This is a genomic window from Halorubrum xinjiangense, from assembly GCF_049604745.1.
Taxonomy (GTDB): domain Archaea; phylum Halobacteriota; class Halobacteria; order Halobacteriales; family Haloferacaceae; genus Halorubrum; species Halorubrum xinjiangense_A.
On record NZ_CP187140.1, the window covers coordinates 2,959,357 to 2,980,860 of the forward strand.

Annotated in this window: 19 protein-coding genes; 7 read left to right on the top strand and 12 right to left on the bottom strand. The window is 68.9% G+C overall.

Annotation, left to right across the window (positions count from 1 at the left end):
* The first annotated feature begins 36 nt into the window (after positions 1-36).
* A complete protein-coding gene (locus ACOZ35_RS16055; protein ID WP_424014498.1) occupies positions 37-2,097 on the top strand; it encodes a histidine kinase N-terminal 7TM domain-containing protein in 2,061 nt (686 codons plus the stop codon).
* 21 nt (positions 2,098-2,118) lie between these two features.
* Here the strand turns inward: ACOZ35_RS16055 and ACOZ35_RS16060 are convergent, their stop codons facing one another.
* The 4 genes from ACOZ35_RS16060 to ACOZ35_RS16075 form a co-directional block, all read right to left on the bottom strand.
* On the bottom strand, positions 2,119-2,589 hold the full coding sequence (locus ACOZ35_RS16060; RefSeq protein ID WP_424014499.1) for a Zn-ribbon domain-containing OB-fold protein: 471 nt from the start codon (positions 2,587-2,589) through the stop codon (positions 2,119-2,121).
* Complete coding sequence (locus ACOZ35_RS16065) at positions 2,586-3,746, bottom strand: thiolase C-terminal domain-containing protein (protein ID WP_424014500.1); 1,161 nt, start codon at positions 3,744-3,746, stop codon at positions 2,586-2,588. Before ACOZ35_RS16065 ends, ACOZ35_RS16060 begins: the two co-directional genes overlap by 4 nt.
* Before the next feature lie 72 nt (positions 3,747-3,818).
* Positions 3,819-6,149: a DNA mismatch repair endonuclease MutL gene (gene mutL, locus ACOZ35_RS16070; protein WP_424014501.1), complete on the bottom strand. Its 2,331-nt coding sequence runs from the start codon at positions 6,147-6,149 to the stop codon at positions 3,819-3,821.
* A gap of 761 nt (positions 6,150-6,910) precedes the next feature.
* A complete protein-coding gene (locus tag ACOZ35_RS16075; RefSeq protein WP_424014502.1) occupies positions 6,911-8,044 on the bottom strand; it encodes an ABC transporter ATP-binding protein in 1,134 nt (377 codons plus the stop codon).
* Positions 8,045-8,248: 204 nt separating this feature from the next.
* Here ACOZ35_RS16075 and ACOZ35_RS16080 point away from each other — a divergent pair, with 204 nt between their 5' ends.
* The 3 genes from ACOZ35_RS16080 to ACOZ35_RS16090 are packed head-to-tail and all read left to right on the top strand — an operon-like array spanning position 8,249 to position 11,601.
* A complete protein-coding gene (locus ACOZ35_RS16080; RefSeq protein WP_424014503.1) occupies positions 8,249-9,526 on the top strand; it encodes an extracellular solute-binding protein in 1,278 nt (425 codons plus the stop codon).
* 21 nt (positions 9,527-9,547) lie between these two features.
* Entirely contained in the window at positions 9,548-10,543 is a 996-nt protein-coding gene (locus ACOZ35_RS16085; protein ID WP_424014504.1) for a carbohydrate ABC transporter permease, read from the top strand.
* Positions 10,540-11,601 (top strand): sugar ABC transporter permease, encoded by a 1,062-nt coding sequence (locus ACOZ35_RS16090; RefSeq protein WP_424014505.1) that lies wholly within the window; start codon positions 10,540-10,542, stop codon positions 11,599-11,601. Before ACOZ35_RS16085 ends, ACOZ35_RS16090 begins: the two co-directional genes overlap by 4 nt.
* A gap of 338 nt (positions 11,602-11,939) precedes the next feature.
* Here ACOZ35_RS16090 and ACOZ35_RS16095 read toward each other — a convergent pair whose 3' ends face one another.
* Together ACOZ35_RS16095 and ACOZ35_RS16100 are read right to left on the bottom strand one after the other, a co-directional pair.
* Positions 11,940-12,971 carry a glutathione S-transferase family protein gene (locus tag ACOZ35_RS16095; RefSeq protein WP_424014506.1) on the bottom strand — a complete coding sequence of 344 codons (1,032 nt, stop codon included), beginning with the start codon at positions 12,969-12,971 and terminating at the stop codon, positions 11,940-11,942.
* A 91-nt stretch (positions 12,972-13,062) separates the two neighbouring features.
* Positions 13,063-13,854: a PHP-associated domain-containing protein gene (locus ACOZ35_RS16100; RefSeq protein WP_424014507.1), complete on the bottom strand. Its 792-nt coding sequence runs from the start codon at positions 13,852-13,854 to the stop codon at positions 13,063-13,065.
* A 146-nt stretch (positions 13,855-14,000) separates the two neighbouring features.
* On the opposite strand from ACOZ35_RS16100, the gene ACOZ35_RS16105 reads away from it, so the two are divergent.
* Positions 14,001-14,300: a DUF7565 family protein gene (locus ACOZ35_RS16105; protein WP_004596437.1), complete on the top strand. Its 300-nt coding sequence runs from the start codon at positions 14,001-14,003 to the stop codon at positions 14,298-14,300.
* An 88-nt stretch (positions 14,301-14,388) separates the two neighbouring features.
* Here ACOZ35_RS16105 and rocF read toward each other — a convergent pair whose 3' ends face one another.
* Entirely contained in the window at positions 14,389-15,294 is a 906-nt protein-coding gene (gene rocF / locus ACOZ35_RS16110; RefSeq protein WP_424014508.1) for an arginase, read from the bottom strand.
* Positions 15,295-15,429: 135 nt separating this feature from the next.
* Between rocF and ACOZ35_RS16115 the strand changes: the two genes are divergently transcribed.
* Both ACOZ35_RS16115 and ACOZ35_RS16120 read left to right on the top strand, forming a co-directional pair.
* The gene (locus ACOZ35_RS16115) at positions 15,430-15,648 is read left to right on the top strand and encodes a hypothetical protein (RefSeq protein ID WP_424014509.1); all 219 of its coding nucleotides are present in this window, start codon (positions 15,430-15,432) and stop codon (positions 15,646-15,648) included.
* Positions 15,649-15,755: 107 nt separating this feature from the next.
* On the top strand, positions 15,756-16,289 hold the full coding sequence (locus ACOZ35_RS16120) for an Rrf2 family transcriptional regulator (protein ID WP_424014510.1): 534 nt from the start codon (positions 15,756-15,758) through the stop codon (positions 16,287-16,289).
* A 122-nt stretch (positions 16,290-16,411) separates the two neighbouring features.
* Here the strand turns inward: ACOZ35_RS16120 and ACOZ35_RS16125 are convergent, their stop codons facing one another.
* From ACOZ35_RS16125 to ACOZ35_RS16145, 5 genes are all read right to left on the bottom strand, one after another.
* A complete protein-coding gene (locus tag ACOZ35_RS16125; RefSeq protein ID WP_424014511.1) occupies positions 16,412-17,593 on the bottom strand; it encodes an NAD(P)/FAD-dependent oxidoreductase in 1,182 nt (393 codons plus the stop codon).
* 85 nt (positions 17,594-17,678) lie between these two features.
* Positions 17,679-18,545, bottom strand: a complete 867-nt coding sequence (locus ACOZ35_RS16130) for a nucleoside phosphorylase (RefSeq protein ID WP_424014512.1) — start codon at positions 18,543-18,545, stop codon at positions 17,679-17,681.
* A 65-nt stretch (positions 18,546-18,610) separates the two neighbouring features.
* Entirely contained in the window at positions 18,611-19,021 is a 411-nt protein-coding gene (gene cdd / locus ACOZ35_RS16135) for a cytidine deaminase (protein ID WP_424014513.1), read from the bottom strand.
* A 66-nt stretch (positions 19,022-19,087) separates the two neighbouring features.
* The gene (locus ACOZ35_RS16140) at positions 19,088-20,680 is read right to left on the bottom strand and encodes a hypothetical protein (protein ID WP_424014514.1); all 1,593 of its coding nucleotides are present in this window, start codon (positions 20,678-20,680) and stop codon (positions 19,088-19,090) included.
* A 68-nt stretch (positions 20,681-20,748) separates the two neighbouring features.
* Positions 20,749-21,483 (bottom strand): MBL fold metallo-hydrolase, encoded by a 735-nt coding sequence (locus ACOZ35_RS16145; RefSeq protein ID WP_424014515.1) that lies wholly within the window; start codon positions 21,481-21,483, stop codon positions 20,749-20,751.
* Positions 21,484-21,504 lie beyond the last annotated feature (21 nt).

Here is a 21,504-nt window from a genome sequence, read left to right on the forward strand (position 1 = left end):
CATAGATTTATCTGTCGGGTGGGGATTCGTCCTCGTATGGGGTTTTCACCCGGTATCGTCTCTTGGGCCCTGTTCGGCATCTCTGGGCTGAACCTCGGCATCGCCGCCGTCGCGGTCCGGCGCAGAGAGGTGTGCGGCGCGGTCGCGTTCTCGCTGGTGATGATCTGTGTGTCCCTCTACTCGCTGGGCACCGGAATCCGCGCCGGGAGCACGACGCTCTCGCTGTATCAGGTCGGGACGGTCGTCAAATTCGGCGGGATCCTCGGACTCGGGCCGACCCAACTCCGCTTCGGACTGATATACACCGGCCGGGAGTCTCTCCTCACTCGCCGCCGCTGGGCACTCCTGCTCGCGTGGCCGGCCGCCGTCTTTGCGCTCGTCGCGACCGCACCGGCACACGACCTGCTCTGGACCGTTCGCGGGTTCAGCAGCGCCGCTCCGCTGGCCGCCGTCGACCGAGCAAACGGGCCGCTGTTTTGGTTGACGCTGGCGTACACCTACACCCTGATACTCACCACGTACTCGTTGCTGCTCGTCTTCGGGATCAGGCGTGGCGGCCAATACCGCACGCAGGTCCTGCTGATGCTCTCCGGTGGAATCATTCCGGTTATCGGCAGTTTCCTCCTCTTGTACAGGGGTAACCTGTCGTCGGCCTTCGACCCGACCGCGTTCGCCAATACGGTTACCGGCGTCGTGTTCGCCGTCGCGCTCTTCGGGTTCGGCTTCCTCGATTTGGCTCCCATCGCGAGGCATACCCTCGTCGACGAGATGGTCGACCCGGTGTACGTCGTCGACGTCGACGATCGCGTCGTCGACGTAAACGTGGCCGGGATGGAGCTTCTCGACGAGGGAGTGGGTGAACCAGTCGGACGACCGGCGGCCGAGGTGGTTCCGCTGTACGACTCGTTCCACGAGAGCACCGACGACGCCGACTCGGACGTGACCGTCGAGCGCGACGGGTCGCTTCGATTCTTCGACATCAACCGAACAACGCTGACCGACCGGAGCGGAGCGACGATCGGGTCGCTGTTGATCTATCGCGACGTCACCGAGCGACACATCGCCGAAGAGCGGTTCAAACGGCTCATCGAACAGTCTTCGGATGTCATCGCGGTGATCGACGAGAGCGGAGACATCACGCACGTCAGCCAGTCGGTTGAAGAGATTCTCGGCTACGGCCCGACGGCGTTGATCGGTGCGAACGTCATCGAGAACGTCCATCCCAACGACCGAGACGAACTCCGCGCCGAACTCTCCGCCCACGGCACCGAGTACGGCTACACCAGCTCCTACAGGGTTCGGTTCCGGCACGCCGACGGAGAGTGGCGGGTTCTCGAAGTACGGGCGCGGAACCTGCTCAAAGACCAATTTGTGGAGGGTATCGTGCTGAACTCCCGCGACGTCACGGAAAAAGAGCGGCAGAAGCGAAAGCTGGAGCGACAGAACGAGCGGCTCGACCAGTTCGCCAGCATCGTCTCGCACGACCTCCGAAACCCGCTGAACGTCGCGACCGGTCATGTCGACATGCTCGCATCGGACGCCGGAAGCGAGCAGGAAGACTCCATCGTGACGGTTCAGCGGCAGCTCGAACGGATGGAGGCGATCATCAGCGACGCCCTCACGCTGGCTCGGTCGGGCGAGGTGATCACCGAGACAACCGAGGTGCGGCTCGAGGACATCTCCCGCACCGCGTGGCAGAACGTCGACACCGCCGAGGCCGACCTCGTCGTCGACACGTCGCTCACCCTCGACGCAGACAAAGACCGGCTGCTCAATGTTTTCGAGAACCTGTATCGAAACAGCGCCGAACACAACGAGACGACGGGTCTGACCGTTCGGGTCGGGTCGCTGTCCGAGACGTTCGGGTTCTACGTCGAGGACACCGGCACGGGGATCCCCGAGGACAAGCGCGGCAAAGTGCTCGAACAGGGGTACACGACCAACCGCGAGGGGACCGGGTTCGGGCTCGCGATCGTCAGGGACATCGTCAGGGCGCACGGGTGGCAGATCACGGTCTCGGAAAGCGACGAGGGCGGCGCGAGATTCGAGATAGAGTGCGCCGAGGTTCCGCTGGAAGAGCAGCCCGCGACAGCCTGAGCGCTCGGCCTCGCCGGCCTCTCAGAGCGGCCGGAATCGGAACCCGTCCCAGTCCTGGCTCTCGGGTTCGCGGATGCCGGCGCCCGGCTCGCGCAGCTCGTCGGCGTAGACCGGCTCGACGCGGTCGCCGATGTCGACGTCGAACGCCTCCCCGGAGCCGTCCTCGCGCTCCGCGATCTGGCCGAGCGCGCGGACCGGCGGCCCGTCGTACCCGCCGCCCATCTCGAACTCGACGATGGCGAGGGTGTTGGGCTCTCGGACGCCCGGGGGTGTCGCGGTCGAGGTCGTCCACGTGACGACGCGGCCCTCGTACTCGCGGAGGTCGACCGTCCCGACGCGCTCGGCGCCGTTCGGGCTCACGGTGTGGGGCGGGTAGGTGACCGTCCCGTCCGCGTACTCCGCCGCCTCGAACGTCGGTTCGTCGCCGTTCGCCGGCTCGTCGCTCTCTCGTCCGTCTTGTCCGGTCGCGTCGTCGTGCTCGTTGTCGCTCATTGGCTTCCCTCCAGAATCGTCGTGGTCACACAGTTCCCGAACCCGCCGACGTTACAGGCGAGGCCGGTGTCGGCCTCCACCTGCCTCGGGCCGGCGTCGCCCGTGACCTGCTTGAATATCTCGTACACCTGCGCGACGCCGCTGGCCCCGAGCGGGTGGCCCTTCGATTTGAGCCCGCCGGAGGTGTTAATCGGGAGCTCGCCGTCGCGGTCGGTGACGCCCTCCTCGACCGCCTTCCACCCCTCGCCCTTCTCGAAGAAGCCGAGGTCCTCGCTCTGGAGGAACTCGAGGATCGTGAACATGTCGTGGAGCTCGGCCACGTCGACGTCGTCCGGGCCGATCCCGGCCATCTCGTAGGCGACATCGGAGGAGTCGACGACGCCACCCATCGTCGTCGGGTCCGCGCGCTCGTGGACGACGTGGGTGTCGGTCGCGCCGCCGATCCCGGAAATCACGGCGTAGTTCCCGTCGGGCGCGTACTCCTCGGCGACCGACTCGGGGCAGAACACGAGCGCCGCGGAGCCGTCCGTGATCGGACAGAAGTCGTACAGCCGGAGGGGGTCGGCGACGACCGGCGAGTCGAGGACCGTGTCGAGGTCGACCTCCTTCCGGAACTGCGCGTGGGGGTTGTCCACGCCGTTCTTGTGGTTCTTCACCGCCACCTTCCCGAGGCTCTCGCGGGGCGCGTCGTACTCGTCGAGGTAGAGGCGAGCCGTGAGCCCCGCGAACGAGGGGAGCGTGACGCCCTGCTTGTACTCGACCGGGTGGGTGAGCGACGCGATCACGTCGGTCGCCTCCGACGTCGTCCGGTGGGTCATCTTCTCGCCGCCGACGAGCATGGTGAGGTCGCTCGCGCCGGAGGCGACCGACTGCCACGCGGCGTACACGCCCGCGCCGCCCGATGAGGAGGTCTGGTCGATACGGGCGGTGTAGGCCGGCTGAGCCGCGAGGTCGTGGGCGAGCGCGTTCGGGACGCCGGTCTGTCCCTCGAACTCGCCGCTGGCCATGTTCGAGACGTACAGGTGATCGAGGTCGTCGCCGTCGACGCCGGCGTCGTCGAGCGCGGCCGCGCCCGCCTCCGCCAGCAGCTCCCGCACCCAGGCGTCGCGCTGCCCGAACCGGGTCATCGACGCGCCGACGATCGCTACGCGTTCCATATCGATGGGTCCACCGGGGTCGCCTAAAACGTACCTCTCTGCGGTCGACGGAGGGGAGGCTTCCCCGCCGACTCACTCCGCCCGTCGCCCACCGTGTCCGGGGTAGTCGCGCTCGAACCGCGACCCGATCTCGTCGCGGTCGAGCCGGATCACGACCGGGCGCCCGTGCGGACAGGCGTAGGGGTTCTCGCAGGCGTCGAGGCGGTCGAGGAGGTCGACGACCCGCCCCTCTGTCAGCGAGGTGTTCCCCGTGACGGAGGGGTAGCAGGCGAGGTCGGCGAGCAGCTCGTCGACGACGTCCGCGACCGGCTCGTCGCCCGCGGCGGCGTCGTCGACCAGCGCGGAGAGCACGTCTCGCAGGAGGTCGGGGTCGAGCGCGGCGTCGAAGACGGCCGGGACCGCCGTCACCGCGACCTCGCGGTCGCCCGCGCGCTCGGCCCGAAACCCGATCTCGGCCAGGTCGTCGACGAACTCCTCGAACAGCGCCGCCTCGCGCGCGGTCAGCTCGATGCGGACCGGCTCCGCGAGCGCCTGCGCGTCCGCGCCGTCCGCGAAGGCCGCCTTCAGCCGCTCGTAGTTCACCCGCTCGTCGGCCGCGTGCTGGTCGATCAACACGAGTCCGTCGGGCGCCTCGGCGACGACGTACGTCTCGTGGAGCTGCCCCAGTACCCGCAGCGAGGGCAGCGAGTCGAACTCGCGCTCGCTTTCCGTCCCGTCGCCGTCGAGCGTGCGCTGGCGTGTCGCGGGTCGCGTTCGGGGGCTCGGACGCGTGGCGTCGTCTGCGGAATCTGTCTCGATCGAGGTCGACGCGTCCTCGTCGACCGACTCTTCGTCGCGGTCCAGTCCGTTGCCGACTGAGGGCGTTCGGGGCGGCGTGTCCGCGTCCGCCGAATCGATCCCGCGGTCGACCGCGTCGGTCAGGGTCTCCGCGGCGGTGCCGGTCCTGCTCCCGTTGTCACCGGGGTCTGTCGACGGATCCGGATCGCGTTCCGCGGAGTCGTCCTGCCAGCTCCGCGGCGAGGGACGGGCGTCGTCGCCCGCGTCACCGAGTCCCCGCTCCGTAGAGCTGTCGGTCGATTCGCTCGTCGCCGCGTCCTCGCCGCTCAGGCCGTCGACCGCCCACGCGTCGTCGTCCGAGGGGTCCAGTTCGGTTGGCGTCGCGGGGTCGCCGGGGTCGGAAGAGTCTGTGGCGCCCGCCGACGCTTCCGGCTCATCCGACTCGCGCCCCTCGCGCGCGGCGCGTTCGTGATCGGTGTTCGCGCCCCCGACGGCCTCGACGTCGGGAGTCTCGGGGTCGACCGCGGTCTCGTCGGGCGCCGACTGGCCGCGGGGCGCCGTCGAGCGGATCAGGCCGTGGTCGAGCAGGGCCGACTCGACTGCGTCCTCGACCGCCGAGCGGACCGCCGGCTCCTCGTCGAAGCGCACCTCCAGCTTGCGCGGGTGGACATTCACGTCGACGTCGCCGGCCGGAACCTCGACGAAGAGGACGGCGAACGGGTAGCGGTCGGGCGCCAGCTGGCCGCCGTAGGCGTCGAGGGTCGCCTCGCGGAGCGCGCTCGCGGTGACGTAGCGGTCGTTGACGTACGTCGAGAGGTAGTCGCGGGTCGAGCGCGCCGTCTCCGGGTGCGAGACCAGCCCGGTGACCCGTCGGACCGGGGCGTCGCCCTCGACGGCGTCGTCGGCCGCTCCGTCCGCGTTCTCTTCGCTCTCGGGCGTCCAGTCCACGTCGATCATCGACTCGGCCACCTCGCGGCCGTAGACGGCGAGGACGGCCGAGCGGAGGTCGCCGTTCCCCTCGGTCGCGAACGTCTCGCGGCCGTCGTGTTCTAAGGAGACCGCGACGTCGGGGTTCGCCAGCGCGTAGCCGGTCACGACCGTGTTCACGTGATCGAACTCCGTGGCCGTCCGCTTGAGGAACTTCTCGCGGGCGGGGGTATTATAAAAGAGGTCGTCGACCTCGACGGTCGTGCCCGCCGGACAGCCGGCGGGGCGCACCTCCCCGACCTCGCCGCCTTCGACGGTTATCTCCGCGCCCGCCTCGGCGTCCGGGGGGCGTGACCGCACCGTCAGTCGGGAGACGGCGCCGACGGTGTACAGGGCCTCGCCGCGGAAGCCGAGGGTGCCGACGCCGCGGTCGAGGTCCTCGATGTCGCCGATCTTCGAGGTGGCGTGTTCCGCGACGGCCGCCTCCAGCTGGTCCGCGGGGATTCCCACGCCGTCGTCGCGGACGCGGATCCCCTCGGTGCCGCCCGACTCGACCGACACCGCCACGCGGCTCGCGCCCGCGTCGAGGCTGTTCTCGACCAACTCCTTCACGACGCTTGCGGGGCGCTCGACGACCTCGCCGGCCGCGATCCGCTGGACGGTCCGCTCGTCCAACCGCTCGATGTCTGGCGGCTCCATTCGTACGCTCCGTCTGACGAGCGCGCACTTCAAGCCGTTGTCGCCCGCGGCGACGCGAGACGGACCGAGGCACAGAGAGTATATCATTTATAAACGTTTGCGGTGGCGCGTGCCTCCGAGCGCCCAGCGGGCGCGAGGAGCACGCGCGAGGGAGTCGGTCGCCGAGCGAAGCGACGGCGACCGACGAGGCTGGGGAGGCGTGAGGTGCTGTGCGGAGCGGTGCGGGGCGGGACTCAAAGGGGCAGCCGCGAGGACGAAGCACGGCGGCGCAAGCACCGGAGCGAAGGAGCGGTAGCGACTGAGCGAGGAGCGCAGCGAGCCGCGCGAGTCCTCGCGGCTGGGGCTTTGGAGGTGTTCAGCGCTGATACACGCTCAACTATTTATAAGCGAGCGGCTGGGGCTTTGGAGGTGTTCAGCGCTGATACACGCTCAACTATTTATAAGCGAGCGGCTGGGGCTTTGGAGGTGTTCAGCGCTGATACACGCTCAACTATTTATAAGCGAGCGGCTGGGGCTTTGGAGGTGTTCAGCGCTGATACACGCTCAACTATTTATAAACGAGCGTCTGGGGCTTTGGCGGTGTTCAGCGCTGATACACGCTCAACTATTTATAAACGAGCGTCTGGGGCTTTGGCGGTGTTCACCGCGATGGCAGCAGTCACGGATCTATTGACGCTCTCAATGGAATTCGATCTCCGAGCAGTGAGAAAGTACGAACGATCGGTTCACACTTTGAACCGGTCTGCGAAAATCGACTCTTCTTACGCGACTGCGGCTGCGATCTCCTCGTCGGTGAGGAACACGTCCTCGCCGGTCTCGACGTCGAACAGGTGGAGGTCCGCCTCCTCGAAGACGACGCCGACCTCGTCGCCGGCCTCGGGCTGGACGTCCGCCGGCGCCCGAGCGAGGAAGTCGTCGTTCACGTCGAGGTGGACGTAGTTGTCGGAGCCGATCGGCTCGACGACCTCGACGGTCGCGGTCAGCGTCTCCTCGCCGGTCGGCTCTTCGACGATCCCGATGTTCTCGGGGCGGATCCCGAGCGTGTACGGGCCGCTCTCGAGGTCGTGGCCCGTGACGTACTCGCGGCTGAGCGCGAACGCGAGCCCCGACGACTCGTCGCGGATCGTCGCCGTCGTCCCGTCCGTCTCCACGTCGACGTCGAGGAAGTTCATCGACGGGGAGCCGATGAAGCCGGCGACGAACTTGTTCACGGGGTTCTGGTACACCTCGGTGGGCGCGCCGACCTGCTGGAGCTCGCCGTCGTTGAGGATGGCGAGGCGATCGCCCATCGTCATCGCCTCCTCCTGGTCGTGGGTGACGTACATCGCGGTGACGCCGAACTCCTTTTGCAGCTTCTGGATCTCCGCGCGCATCTCCGTGCGGAGCTTCGCGTCGAGGTTCGAGAGCGGCTCGTCGAAGAGGAACACCTCGGGCTCGCGCGCGATGGCCCGGCCGAGCGCGACGCGCTGCTTCTGCCCGCCGGAGAGCTCGTCGGGCTTGTCGTCGAGGAGGTCCGCGATGCCCATCATCTCCGCCATCTCGCGGACGCGCTCGTGGCGCTCCTCGGTCGTCATCTCGGTGCTCATCTTGAGCCCGAACGCCATATTCTCGCGGACCGTCTTGTGCGGGTATAACGCGTAGTTCTGGAACACCATCGCGACGGGGCGCTCCTTCGCGTGGATGTCGGTGACGTCCTCGTCGTCGAAGCTGACGGTGCCCGACGTGGGCTCTTCGAGCCCCGCGACCATCCGGAGCGTGGTCGTCTTCCCGCAGCCCGACGGCCCGACCACGGTCACGAACTCCCCGTCGTCGATTTCTAAGTCGAGGTCGTCGACGGCGACGATGGTTCCCCGGTCGAACTCCTTCCGGAGCGTATCGAGCGTGACGCGTGCCATTTCCCTGAAGACTGGTCCGCTGGCATATGAGTTCTTTGCTGTTTTCCTGATATTTGGTGAAGAATCTCTTCTCAAATATCGGCCCGCTGCGCGGAGACAGTCGATCGTCGAATCCCACGGTCGACGCGGATCGATCCGGATCGATCGGGATGTACCCCAAACACTAAATGTATGAAAATATAATTCATCATTTGTTATAGCCACATGAACGAGAAACGTAGAACGCTGCTCAAGGCGATGGGGGGAACGACTGCGCTCGCGGGACTCGCGGGCTGTATCAGCACCGGCGGCGACGGCGGTGACGGCTCCGACGGAAGCGACGGTTCCGACGGCTCCGACGGCGGCGACGGCGAAAGCGGTGGAACCGCGACGCTGTGGATCGACCTCTCCGACGGCGAGGACGAGGCCCTCTCCTCGTACATCGACGAGTACGAGTCCGAGAGCTCCAACACGATCGAGAAGAACGAGCCGGGCGGCGAGCTCGACCAGCAGCTCGAGACCGCCATCCCGTCGGGAGAGGGTCCCGACTCGTGGATCTGGGCGCACGACTGGATCGGCCGGTTCGCGGTCCGCGAGGAGCCGCCGTTCCTCTACGACGCGAGCGACGACATCGACGGCTCGCTCGACGTGTTCACCGAGACCGCCCAGGAGGCGGTCCAGTTCGACGGCGCGCTCCACGGCCTTCCGTTCGCCTCGGAGACGGTCACGCTGTTCTACAACGAGGACATGGTCGACGAGCCGCCCGAGACGTTCGAGGACATGCTCTCGGTGATGGACGAGTACCACAACCCCGAGAACGGCGAGTACGGCCTCTCGTACCCCGTGACGGACCCCTACTTCGCCAGCGGGTTCATCCAGGCGTACGGCGGCGACATCTTCGACACGGAGAGCCTCGAGACCGGCCTCGACAGCGAGGAGTGTAAGCAGGGGATGGACGCGCTCGAACAGCTGTTCGACTACGTGCCGGCCGACCCCGGCTACGAGTCGCAGATCGTCGCGTTCGCCGACGGCGCCGCGCCGTTCGCGATCAACGGCCCGTGGGAGATCGCGAACCTCCAGAGCGAGATCGAGAACCTCGGCGTCACGACGCTGCCGACCGTCGACGGCAACCACCCCCGGACGTACTCGGGGATCCAGACGTTCTACTTCAGCGCGATGCTGTCCGACGCCGACCAGTCCACGGTCGACGCCGCGACGGGGCTGGCCGAGTGGTACACCACGAACGAGGACGTCATCGAGACCAACGCCGAAGAGCAGGGGTACATCCCCGTCCTCTCCTCGGTCGTGGAGGACGGCGACCTCTCCGCCGACGTTCAGGCGTTCGCCCAGCAGGTCGACCACGGCGTCCCCATTCCGACCCACCCGAACATGAACGCCGTCTGGACGCCGCTGACCGAGGCGCTGACCCGCGTCTTCAACGGCAATCAGGAGAGCGGTCCGGCCCTCGACCAGGCCGCATCGGAGATCCGGGAGAACCAGTAGGCGGCCTCTCCACCAGCCACCATGGCCTCTTCACAACTCGACGCCGGCAGAGACGGGCTCTCGCGGCTCCGGTCAGCGCTGCCGTTCACCGGCCGCGACTGGGGACTGCTGCTCGTCATCCCCGGCGTGGTCCTCTTCTCGAGTTTCATGCTGTACCCGATCGTCTACCTGTTTTACATCTCGCTGACCGACGCGACGTTCGCCGGGTCGGTGATCGGCGGCGGCGCCGAGCTGATCGGACTCGAGAACTATGTACAGCTGTTCGGCGACCCGCAGTTCTGGACGTCGATGTCGACGACGTGGCTGTTCGTCGCCGTCTCGCTCGTCGTCAAGGTGTTCGTCGCCGTCGGCATCGCGCTCCTCTTGAACCACGCGCGGGTCGTCGGGAAACGCTACATGCGCGCCGCGGTGATCGTCCCGCTGGGGTTCCCCGGCATCTTCACGATCACCGTCTGGCGCGGGATGTTCAGCGACGCCCGATTCGGCGTGTTCAACACGCTGCTCGGCCGCTACAACGACGTTATGTCGTCGCTGTCCGCGCCGCAGGCTCTGCTGTTCGACGTGCCGATCGGCTTCCTCAGCGGCCGCTGGGAGGCGTTCTTCGCGTACGTCACCACGGAGGTGTGGCTCGCGTACCCGTTCATGGTGATCATCATCGTGAGCGCCTTACAGGACGTTCCCCGGTCGCTCCACGAGGCCGCGATGGTCGACGGCGCCGGGTGGCTCCAGCGGTTCCGGACGGTCACCCTCCCGGCGATCAAGGGGCCGGTGCTGTTCGCCTCGATCCTCACGGCGGCGACGTCGTTCCAGCAGTTCCTGATCCCGTGGGTGTTCAATCAGGGCGGGCCGGCCAGACAGAACGAGCTGATCATCGTGTACGGCTACCGCGAAGCGATCAGCTTCAACGAGTTCGGGCTCTCCGCGGCGATCCTCATCGTCGCCATCGCCTTCGTCGGACTCTTCATGCTCGTCGCCGTGCGCTACGGCGGCCTCGCAGAGGGGGTGGGTGAGGAATGAGCGTGCTCCGCTCGTTCGCGGCGCTCGTCGCCGCCAAGCTGGTCGCGTTCGCGACCGCACCCAAGCGCTTCGTCGTCACCGTCCAGCGGGCGATCTACGACCTCCGCACGGGCAAGCGCACCGCGTGGGACGTCTCGAAGAGCGTCCTGATGACGCTGTTCGGGTTCGCGATGGTGTTGGTGCTGCTGTTCCCGCTGTTCTGGATCTTCGCCGCGTCGCTTGCGGAGGGGACGCGGCTGTTCACCACCAGCGGCATCTTCCCGGACCCGTCGACGTACAACCTCGGCGCGTACCGGTGGGTGATCTTCGAGTCCGACTTCTTCTTCGTCGAGGGCGACTGGGGGTACCCCCAGCTCGTCCTCGGCGGGAGCGGCGGGCTGGTGAGCTTCCGGTGGGCCGGCACCGAGACCGGTCCCGGCGCGGTGTTCAACAGCCTCTACATCGTCAGCGTGACGCTCGCGGCCGGGTTCGGGATGATCGTCCCGGCGGCGTACGCGTTCTCGCGCCGGAAGTTCATGGGCCGCAAGCGCATCCTCTACGGCTACGTGCTCTTCACGCAGATCGGCGCCGGGCTGTCGATCGCGACGCTCGTGGCGCTGTACTCGCTGTTCAGCAGCTACGGGCTCACGAACAACCTGTTCGTCCTCGGGCTGTTCTACGCCGCGTCGGCGATCCCGTTCAACACGTGGCTGTTGAAGACGTACATGGACAACATCCCCGTCTCCTACGAGGAGGCGGCGATGGTCGACGGCGCGAGCTTCCTCGACACGATCCGGGAGGTCATCCTCCCGCTGACGAAGCCGGGGCTCGCCGTCGTGCTCATCTTCGTCTGGCTCGCCGGCTGGAACGAGTTCATCATCGCGCAGACGCTGCTGCGTCCCGAGAACTATCCGCTCTCGGTGGAGCTGTACAACATCGCGACCGAGGGCCGGTTCTCGACGCCGTGGACCCGCTTCGCGGCGTTCGCGAACCTGTTCGCGCTGCCGGTCGCGATCGTCTACTTCGCGGCCCAGCGCTCCGTCGAGGACGGCCTCTCGTTCGGCGGGATGGAGGGGTAACGGACCGAGCGCGGTCCGCCTTCGGCCGATCTGCGTTTCTCGTTTCTCGTTTTCGCTGCTGCGTCCCTCCCTCGATGAGCTGCTCCGCTCCGTGATCGATCGTCGGCACCGCCCCGCACTGCCCCGCACCGCACGGCACCTCACGCCTCCCCAGCCTCGCGGCTCCCTCCGCTTCGCTCCGGTCGCCGCGTCCAGCGAGGGACCGAAGGTCCCTCTGGCAGCCGGCGCGTAGCGCCGGCGACCTCGCGCGTGCTGCTCGGCCGCGGGGCGGCCTCGCAGGCACGCGCCACCGCGAAACTGTTCCGAAAAGAGCCGCAGCCGGTCGAAACTGCCTCCTCTCAGTCGTCCGCGGTCGGCGTCGGCGCCTCGCCGCCGAGCTGCTCGCGGTCGTGGTCGGCCTCGAAGTCGAGGTCGGGGCCGCGCGCGATGATGCCCGAGGGGGTCACGTCGGGGTGCGTGGTGTAGTAGTGCTCCTTGATGTGCTCCATGTTCACCGTCTCCGCGACGCCCTCGGTCTGATAGAGGTCGCGCAGGTACGGCCAGAGGTTCTCGTACTGGTGGATGAACTTCCGGTTGCACATGAAGTGCGTGTGGTACACCTGATCGAAGCGGACCAGCGTGGTGAACATACAGATGTCCGCCTCGGTAAGCGAGTCGCCGACGAGGTAGCGCCGGTCGGCGAGCCGCTCGTCGTAGCGGTCGAGCGCGCCGAACAGGTCGTCTATCGCCTCGTCGTAGGCGCTCTGCGAGGTCGCGAAGCCGGCGCGGTAGACGCCGTTGTTGATCGGCTCGTAGATGTCGGTGATCACCTCGTCGACGTCCGCGACGGTCGCGTCGTCGTCCGCGTCGGGGAGCAGCGAGACGCCGTTGCCGAGGTCGGCGAACGCGGTCGAGAGCATCCGCAGGACCTCGCGCGACTCGTTGTTGACGATCGTCTCCTCCTCTTTGTCCCACAGCACGGGGACGGTCACCCGGCAGGTGGCGTCGGGGTCGGCCTCGACGTACAGCTCGCGGAGGTAGTCGCTGTCGTGGAGGTGATCGCGGGTGCAGCCCGCCTTCTCGGGGGTGAACTGCCAGCCGTCCTCGTCGCGGTACGGGTCGACGACCGAGACGCTGATCGCGTCTTCGAGGCCGAGCAGCGACCGCGCGAGCAGCGTGCGGTGCGCCCACGGGCAGGCGTACGAGACGTACAGGTGATACCGCCCGGCCTCCGGCTGGAAGCGCTCGTCCGGCTCCGCGTCGACGTGGTCGGGCACGTCGCTGCCCGCAATCCAGTTCCGGAAGGTCGTCTCGCCGCGCTGGAACGCGCCGCCCTCGTCCGTCGCCTCGTAGGTGTCCGTGCGCCACTCGCCGTTCACGAGCTGATTCATGTCCGTTACGTGGGCCTCCGTCCGTATAACGTGGGCGGGGACACGCGTGTCACCCGCCGAACGCGGAGCGGACCGCCGGAGTTGACCCCTCCTACTCGTAGACGCTCACGCCGTCGAACCGACCCTCGTAGGCGACGTTCGACGGGAGAGTGGGCTCGTTGCCGGAGAGGAACATTCGGTCGAGCTTCACCCACGTGTTCTCGTAAGCGAGGTGCGCGAACTCCACGAGCCCGCGGAGCTGGTGGCCGGCGCCGCCGCGGTGGATCACCGTCCGAGGCCGGCGCTCGCGGAACGCGTCGACGATCGCCTCCTCGTCGTCGAGGTCCCCCTCGAAGGCGGTCCACGCCTCGCCGACCGTCCCGGGGAGGTGGGCGTACGACGAGCCGAAGCCAGCGCAGCCGGTCTTTTCGGCGGTCCGGCGCGCTCGCGCGTTCTGGTGGGGGAGCAGCTTCGTGTTGTACGTCTCGATCGCGTCGAGCCGTGCGGCGTGCGCGTCGACCTCGGGCCGCGTGAGCGAGATGGTGGCGAAGCCGGGGTGGGGGACGAGGACGGCCGCATCCTGGCGCTCGAACTCGGCCATCGCGCCCTCGAAGGTGATGTAGTCGGGGACCGGGTCGGAGAGCCCGACGACGAGGAGGTGGCGCCGGTTCCCCCAGTCGCCGGTGAACACCTCGCGGGCGGGGACGACGGTCAGCTCGTCGTCGGTGTACCGCGCCGCGCGCTCGCGGATCGTCGGGAGGCGCGTGAAGTGCGGCGCGTACACGAGCGCGTCGATCCCGCGGGCCTTCGCGCGGGCGACGACCTCGTCGTCGAGCACCTTCACGTGGGCGTCGACGCGCGTTCTCGATCGGGTCACAGTCGCACGGTCGTCGCGCCCGCGCAAAGGCGTATCGTTCGACGACGACGGTGCCGCGACCGCGGACGGTGACGGGGACTCACGGCGCTCGCCCCGCCGCATCGCGCCGCCGCCGCCGCACGCCCCCGCCGAGGTGGGAAACCGTTAATCCCCCTCGGGCGAGAGTTCGGGGTATGGCCCCTCGCTGGACGTGCGGCATTGGCGACTGCGACGCCGCCTTCGACGACGTGGAGGCGGCGATCGTCCACCAGACGAACGAGCACCAGCGCCACGAGTGCAAGGTCTGCGGCACCATCGTCCCGGACGGCTACTTTGCGATCCGCCACGCGTTCGACGAACACACCCGCGCCGAGTTCGTCCGCGCGTACGACGCCGACTCGGCGGCGGTCCGCCGCCGCGAGGAGATCAAAGGCGAGATCGAGTCCGCGGCCGACCTCCAGCGGGTCGTCGAGGAGCTCGATCGGGGCGTCTGACCCGCTCTTCCGATCCGCCGACCTCCACCCGACCCCCCGACCTCTCCCCGACACCCAGACCTCTCCTCGGCCCCTGCCCGACCCCGAGTTATAAAACCCGCTTTCCGAACGCGCTCGCCGCCAGCTCCGTCGCCAGCTCGGCCGTCTCGTTGTGCTGGTCCAGCGTCGGGTTCACCTCGACGATCTCCATCGAGCGGAGCGCGTCCGTCTCGTCGACGATCTCCATCGCGCTGTGCGCCTCGCGGTAGGTGACCCCGCCGCGGACGGGCGTCCCGACGCCGGGCGCGGCGTTGGGGTCGAGCCAGTCCAGGTCGAGGCTGACGTGGATCCCGTCGACGCCGTCCCCGGCGACCGACAGCGCCTCCTCCGTGACCTCCGTGATCCCCCGCTCGTCGATGTCGGACATCGTGTACGCGGCGAAGTCGCGCTCGTTGATCAGCTCCGCCTCCGCTTCGTCGACCGAGCGGAGCCCGACGAGAGCGACGTTCTCCGGCGAGAGCCCCGCCGCGTTCGCCCACTCGGTGTCCGCGAACTCGTCGATCCCGAGCGCGGCCGCCAGCGGCATCCCGTGGACGTTGCCCGAGGGGGTCGTCGCGGGGGTGTTGAGGTCGGCGTGCGCGTCGAACCAGACGGCGCCGATGTCGGCGTCGCGTGCGGATCCCGAGAGGCTCCCGATGGCGATGGAGTGGTCGCCGCCGAGCGCAAGCGGCACCTCGCCGGCGTCGAGCGTGGCAGCGACTTCGTCGCCGAGCCGCCGGCAGACGTCGGCCGTCTCGCGCAGGAACTTCGCTTTCCCCTCGCTGGGCGCGTCCGCGTCCGGGTCGCGCTCCTCCGCCCGCGGGACGAGGAGATCGCCCGCGTCGACGGTCTCCACGCCGGCGCCGGCGAGCTGGTCGGCGAGCCCGCCGTAGCGAATCGCCGAAGGCCCCATGTCGACTCCGCGTCGGTTCGCCCCGTAGTCGGTCGGCGCGCCGATGATCCTGACCGTGGTCATACCCGCAACGCGGCGCGCCGCCGCTTCAATGGTGGGGATCGACGCGCCCGTGGTCGGCGGTTCGCCGGTGGTCCCCCCGGCTCTCGCCTCGCCGGATCGGACACCGTTTTGCGCCCGGCCCGCCACGGGACGGTCATGGACGACTCCGATCCCTACTCGGTCGACCCCGGCGACATCGAGCCGATCGGCGCGACCATCGCGGTCGCGTTCACCGGTGCGGCGATCGGGCTCGTCGGCGCCGCAGTGTCGTTCGTCGCGGTCGACTTCGGGGTCGCGCTGGTCGGCGTCGGCGTCGTCGTCGCGCTGTCGAGCCCGCTCGCGTACGTCCGGATGAAGCGGCTGCGCGGCGAGTAGCCCGGAACGCGCAGCGCCGGCGGAGCCCGCTCGTCGAGCAGATCCCACACGATCATTTATAAGTGAATTCCATCGCATTTAAGCGGGGGCGCGGTGTATTCGGCACCATGTCATCGATCGAGCTCACGTCGAGCCAGAAGAGCATCCTCACGGCCCTCATCAACCTCTACGGGGAACAGGAGGACGCCGTGAAAGGCGAGGCGATCGCCGAGGAGGTCGACCGCAACCCCGGGACGATCCGCAACCAGATGCAGAGCCTCAAGGCCCTCCAGCTGGTCGAGGGGGTACCCGGTCCGAAGGGCGGCTACAAGCCCACCTCGAACGCCTACGAGGCGCTCGACATCCAGCGCATGGACGAGCCGGCGGACGTCCCGATCTTCCACGAGGGCGAGCAGATCGAGGGCGTCAACGTCGACGGGATCGACCTCTCAAGCGTCCACCACCCCGAGCTGTGTCGCGCCGAGATTCACGTCCAAGGCTCGGTCCGAGACTTCCACGAGGGCGACAGCGTCACGGTCGGCCCGACGCCGCTCTCGAAGCTCGTCATCGACGGCACCGTCGACGGGAAAGACGACACCGCGAACGTGCTCATCCTGCGGATCGACGACATGCGGGCGCCCGACGAGCCGGCCGAGCACTGACTGCGAGAGCGGTTCTTCGACCGCTTCGAACGCTGTTTTACGGAACTAACGGACCGGTTCGTCGCTGAGAAGAGTCGGAATTCGAAGCCGAGAGACGCGTTGCCGTCGCGAGTCGCCCGCGCCTACATGTCGCCGAACGCGCCGACGCCGCGGCTCGCGGAGGAGACCTTGGCGATCCAGCGCGTGGCGATAGCCTTCTTCAGCAGCTTCGCGGGCGTGCCGCCGAACGTCTTGATCGGCATGCCCATCACGTCGTGGGCGACCGCCTCCTCGCCGACGGAGATGACCGTTCCCTTGTCCTCGTGGGTCCACGAGCGGAGCGGCGCGCCGCGGGCGGCGCGCGCGAGGTTGGCGCCCGCGACCTCGGCGGCCTGCCAAGCGGCCTGCGCGGTCGGCGGGGCGACGTCGTCGTCGCCCTGCTCGACGAGGGCGGTGTCGCCGATGGCGAACACGCGGTCGTCGCTGGTGGCGAAGTCGGAGCCGGCGTGGACGCGGTTCGACCGGTCGTCCTTCTCGACCTCGACGTTCTCCAGCTCGGGCTGGCCCGTGATGCCGCCGGTCCAGATCAGCACGTCGTAGGCGAGCTCCTCGGGCTCCTCCTCGTCGCCGCCGCCGAGGTAGACGGCGTCCTCGTCGGCCTCCGAGATGAAGTCGCCGGTGAGGATCTCGACGTCGGCGTCCTGGAGCCGCTGGCGGAGCGCGCCCTGAATCTGCGGGTCGTTGCCGGGGAACACCTCGTCGAGCCCCTCGACCAGCTTGATGTCGAGCGGCGCGCGGTGTTTGTCGCGGTACGCGGCGATCTCGCCGGCCGTCTGGATGCCCGAGAGGCCGGCGCCGCCGACGATCACCTGCGCGGGGTCCGAGCGGGTCGCGTCCGCGGCCGCCTCGCGGACGTCCTCGTGGATCGCCTTCGCGTCGTCGAGCCCCTTCAGCTGGTGAGCGTTCTCCTTCAGCCCCTCGATGCCGAAGAAGGCGGTCGTGGAGCCGATACCGAGGAGGAGGTAGTCGTAGTCGACGGTCGTCCCGTCGTCGGTCTCGACGACGCGGTCGTCGGTGTCGACGTCGACGACCCGGCCCTGGACGAAGTCGGACTCGGGCGACTTGATCTCGTCGACGGGGATCGTGATCTTGTCCTCGACGGCGGGGTTGCGGATCGCGCGGTGGACCTCGTGTAAGACGAGGTGGTAGTCGTGTTCGGAGATCCACGTGAGCTCCGCCTCGCCCTCGCCGACCTCGTCTTCGAACGCCTTCACCGCCCCTGCGCCGGCGTACCCGGAGCCGACGACGACGACCTGTGTACTCATGGCCGTAACTCCACGGCGCGCAGATAAAGTCGCTTTGGAACGCTCGCAGGCGAGAATCGCCGACTCGGGCGGGACCGCGCGCCCGCTACAGCGAGAGGCCGGCGTGCCAGCGGTCGGCGCCGGCCTCCCGCTTGACCTCGTCCATGCGCGCCAGCAGCTTCACCGCGAGGCTCGCGGTCTCGGCCGCCCGCGACTCGCCCTCCGTCCGGAACTCGCCGGTGACGCGGTTCGCGTAGACGGAGCAGACCGCGCCAGCGCGGAGCCCGTACACGCTCGCGATCGTGAGGATCGACGACGCCTCCATCTCGATGTTCTTCACGTTCGCGTCCTGAAGCTCCGCGACGAGCTCATCGGAGCCGGCGGCCTCGAACCCCTCGAACCCCGGGCGGCCCTGGCCGGCGTAGAAGGAGTCGGCGCTCATCGTGACGCCGGTGTGGTAGTCGTGGCCCAGCCGCTCGGCGGCGGCGACCAGGGCGGAGACCACCTCGCCGTCCGCGGCCGCGGGGTAGTCCTCGCGGACGTACTCGTCACTCGTCCCCTCCTGGCGGACGGCACCGGTCGTGATCACGAGGTCGCCCACGTCCATCTCGGGCTGGATCGCGCCGCAGGAGCCGACGCGGATGAACGTGTCGACGCCGACGCGCGCGAGTTCCTCAACGGCGATGGCGGCCGAGGGAGAGCCGATCCCGGTGGAGGTGACGGAGATCGGCGCCCCGTCGTACGTGCCGGTCGCGGTGCGGTACTCGCGGTGGCGCGCGACCTCCTCGTGGTCGTCCCACAGCGCCGTGATCTTGTCGACGCGCTCGGGGTTGCCCGGGAGGAGGACCGCGTCCGCGACGTCCTCGGGCGCGGCCTCGACGTGGTAGCCCGCCCCGTCGTTCGGATCCTCGCTCTCGGCGTCCGCGGCCGGGGAGTCCCCGTCGGAACCGCTCGCGTCGGGTTCGTCGGTCATGTCCCCGACCTTCGGCGAGCCGTTTAAAAGTAGTTCCGTCTCGGTCCGCGGGCTCTCGGCCGCCGTCACCTCCCGCGCGCGTCGTCGAGCGTGCCCTCCGAGATGGTGTTCGGGAGGAGTTCGCCCAGCGTGTACTCCGTCACTTCGTCGCCGCCCTCGTCGCAGGCGACGACGAGGTCGTCGGCCGCGAACTCCGCGAGCGTCTGCCGGCACATCCCGCAGGGGGTGACGCCGTCGCGGACGCCGGAGGAGACGGCTATCCGGTCGAACTCGCGGTGGCCGTTCTTCACCGCCTCCGCGAGCGCGACCTCCTCGGCGTGGAGGCTGTTGGAGTAGTTCGCGTTCTCGATGTTACAGCCGGTGTAGACGGTGCCGTCGGCGGTCCGGAGCGCGGCGCCGACGCGGTACTCGGAGTACGGGACGTGGGCCGCTTCTAAGGCCTCGCGCGCCGCGGCGATCAGATCGTCATCGTCCATATCCTCAGATGTCGCGGCGGGCCGATAACTGTACTGTGTCGCGGTCGCGGGAGAACGGTCGGCCGGTCAGGAGTCGTCCGTCCACGCCGAGAAGCCGCCGTCGATGAGCGTCTCGGCCTGCTGGCGGATGTACTCGCGCTGGGTGTCGACGACGGCCGTCTCGAAGTCGTCGCCGGCGTCGAGGCGGGCCCGGACGCGGTCGCGCTTCCAGCTCGCCGGCGTCGTGCGGTTCGCGACGCGCCAGCGGAGCGGCGCGATCCACTTGGCGGCCTCGTCGTCGGCGCAGCCCGCGGTCCGGAGCCCCGCCTCCGCGTGGTCGAGGAGGTCGGCGTACATCGCCTCCGCGTCCGTCGTGCGCTCCCCGTCGCGGCCGATCCACTCCATGTCGGCGTCGAGGCCGTCCGCGACGGCGGCGTAGAAGTTGTCGCGGGCGGTCTCCCAGTCGAGGCCGATGACGGGGTGTTCCCGCTGGGCGAGCGCCTGCATCAGCCCCGCGAACGCCGCCTGGAACGCGATGGAGTCGCGGACCGTGGGCTGGCCGGGGATCGGGCGGAACTCGATCCGGGCGTTGGCCGCCGAGCGGCTCGGCCCCTCGAAGACCGGGCGGACCCACCGCCAGTAGCTGCCGTGTTTCGTCCGGAACGTCGCGAACGCGTCGTCGAAGCGGTCGCTGCCGCCCGGGTCGGGCATCGGGATCAGGGTCTCGTCGCCTGCGATGCGGTCGACCGCGGTCTCGACGTCGCGGAAGTCGCGCGGGAACCGCACCTTGTCCGCGTCGGTCCGGGCGTTGAGGACGGACTCGAACACGTGGACGCGGTTCTCGGTCGCCCCCTCGGCGAGGACCCGCTCGCCGTCCCAATCGTCGTCGTACAGGTCCGGCGGGAAGAACGGGGAGTTGACACCGAGCGCCAGCAGCGGCCCGGCGATGCGGAGCGCGTACCGGAAGTGCCGCGGCAGCGTCTCGGCGTGTGCCACCTGGTAGTGCGGCTGGATCGACGTGATGAGGCTCTCTGGCATCACCGTGTCCGCCGCCAGCGACACGCCAGGGGCGGAGAGCTCGAGCCGGTCGTCCGCCGACCGCGCGTCATCCGCCGACCCGTCCGCCCCGTCGGGGTCCGCGTTGGCCATCGCGTGGTACCGGACCGAGTCGCTCATGTTGACCGCGACGGTTACCCCGTCGACCTCGACGCTGTCGGTGAGGTACTCGCGGGCGGTCTCGCCCGCCGGCGGGATGGTCCAGAGCCCGTCGGAGACGAGCCGCATCCCCTCCACGCCGGCGGTGTTCTCCGCGGCCTCCAAGCGCGCCCGGACCTCGGCGAGTTGGGCGCGGAGCCCGTGGTCGGAGAGGGGCTGCGGGCTCGTCGACATCTCGGCGTTGTGGAGCCCCAGCTCCTTCTCGAACCCCATCAGCTCCAGCATCCGGCGGGGCACGCGCATCAGCGCGTACTCGCCCGCCCGCGACTCCTCGCTCCACCGCCCGTCGCCGACCGCGTAGAACTCGTACTCGAAGCCGACGATCGACTGGTGGTTGTCGAAGGAGCCGTCGCGAAGCTCCTGTTTGACGATCTCGGCCTCCTCGGCCGCGCGCTCGGCGAACGCCTCGGCGTCGACCGAAAGCGCCTCTCGGACCCCGTCGGCGAGCGCGGACTCGGTGGTCATGCGACCGAGGAAGGACACGGCGAGGTAAAAAGGCCTCCGGCCGCGGGATTACCGCGCTACTCGCCCGACTACTGGTTCGCCGAGCGCGCGTCGAGCGCGACGGGGATCGACCGGCTCGCCACGTCGCCGGCGAAGGCCTCGCCGTCGGCTTCCAGCCCCTCGAACGTGTCGTAGTGGATCGGGACGACGAGGTCGGGACCCATCGCCTCGGCCAACTCCGCCGCCTCGTGTCGGTCGGCGACGATGCCGCCGCCGCCGATGTTCGCGAGGAAGACGGAGACGTCGAGCTCGGCGAAGCCGTCGAGCGCGTCGGAGTCGCCCGGCCAGAAGACGGTGCGCCCGCCGAGCGACAGCAGGAAGCCGCAGCCGAACCCGGGTGGGTGTGCCACCGAACCGTCCGCGTCCGCGTTCGGGCCCTCGGGGTCGTTGTGCGCGGGGACGGACCAGACCGTGACCTCGCCCGCGGGCGTGTCGACGTCGACGCGGTCCTCCTCGCCGACGCGGACCACCTCGAAGTCGGCCGCGAGCGCATCGATCGGCTCCACGTCGCGGTCGATGCCGGCGGGGTCGACCGCCTCGTAGATCACGAGCGTCGCGTCCTCGTTCGCGACCGACCGGATCCCGTCGCTGTCGTAGTGGTGGTCGTGGGTGACGACGACGAGGTCGCCGTCGCGTGCCCAGTAGTCGTCGAGGACGCCGTACCGGCCGGGGTCGGTGTAGACGACCGCCCCCGCGTCCGTCTCCAGCCGCGCCGTCGCGTAGCCGAGCCACTCCACCGCGAGCTCCTCGTAGCGGACCGTCATGTCACCGACTGCGGCCGCGGG

Coding starts and splice junctions, on each gene's coding strand:
- ACOZ35_RS16055 (WP_424014498.1), top strand. CDS start 37: ATGGGGTTTTCACCCGGTATCGTCTCTTGGGCCCTGTTCGGCATCTCT.
- ACOZ35_RS16060 (WP_424014499.1), bottom strand. CDS start 2,589: ATGAGCGACAACGAGCACGACGACGCGACCGGACAAGACGGACGAGAG.
- ACOZ35_RS16065 (WP_424014500.1), bottom strand. CDS start 3,746: ATGGAACGCGTAGCGATCGTCGGCGCGTCGATGACCCGGTTCGGGCAG.
- mutL (WP_424014501.1), bottom strand. CDS start 6,149: ATGGAGCCGCCAGACATCGAGCGGTTGGACGAGCGGACCGTCCAGCGG.
- ACOZ35_RS16075 (WP_424014502.1), bottom strand. CDS start 8,044: ATGGCACGCGTCACGCTCGATACGCTCCGGAAGGAGTTCGACCGGGGA.
- ACOZ35_RS16080 (WP_424014503.1), top strand. CDS start 8,249: ATGAACGAGAAACGTAGAACGCTGCTCAAGGCGATGGGGGGAACGACT.
- ACOZ35_RS16085 (WP_424014504.1), top strand. CDS start 9,548: ATGGCCTCTTCACAACTCGACGCCGGCAGAGACGGGCTCTCGCGGCTC.
- ACOZ35_RS16090 (WP_424014505.1), top strand. CDS start 10,540: ATGAGCGTGCTCCGCTCGTTCGCGGCGCTCGTCGCCGCCAAGCTGGTC.
- ACOZ35_RS16095 (WP_424014506.1), bottom strand. CDS start 12,971: ATGAATCAGCTCGTGAACGGCGAGTGGCGCACGGACACCTACGAGGCG.
- ACOZ35_RS16105 (WP_004596437.1), top strand. CDS start 14,001: ATGGCCCCTCGCTGGACGTGCGGCATTGGCGACTGCGACGCCGCCTTC.
- rocF (WP_424014508.1), bottom strand. CDS start 15,294: ATGACCACGGTCAGGATCATCGGCGCGCCGACCGACTACGGGGCGAAC.
- ACOZ35_RS16115 (WP_424014509.1), top strand. CDS start 15,430: ATGGACGACTCCGATCCCTACTCGGTCGACCCCGGCGACATCGAGCCG.
- ACOZ35_RS16120 (WP_424014510.1), top strand. CDS start 15,756: ATGTCATCGATCGAGCTCACGTCGAGCCAGAAGAGCATCCTCACGGCC.
- ACOZ35_RS16125 (WP_424014511.1), bottom strand. CDS start 17,593: ATGAGTACACAGGTCGTCGTCGTCGGCTCCGGGTACGCCGGCGCAGGG.
- ACOZ35_RS16130 (WP_424014512.1), bottom strand. CDS start 18,545: ATGACCGACGAACCCGACGCGAGCGGTTCCGACGGGGACTCCCCGGCC.
- cdd (WP_424014513.1), bottom strand. CDS start 19,021: ATGGACGATGACGATCTGATCGCCGCGGCGCGCGAGGCCTTAGAAGCG.
- ACOZ35_RS16140 (WP_424014514.1), bottom strand. CDS start 20,680: ATGACCACCGAGTCCGCGCTCGCCGACGGGGTCCGAGAGGCGCTTTCG.
- ACOZ35_RS16145 (WP_424014515.1), bottom strand. CDS start 21,483: ATGACGGTCCGCTACGAGGAGCTCGCGGTGGAGTGGCTCGGCTACGCG.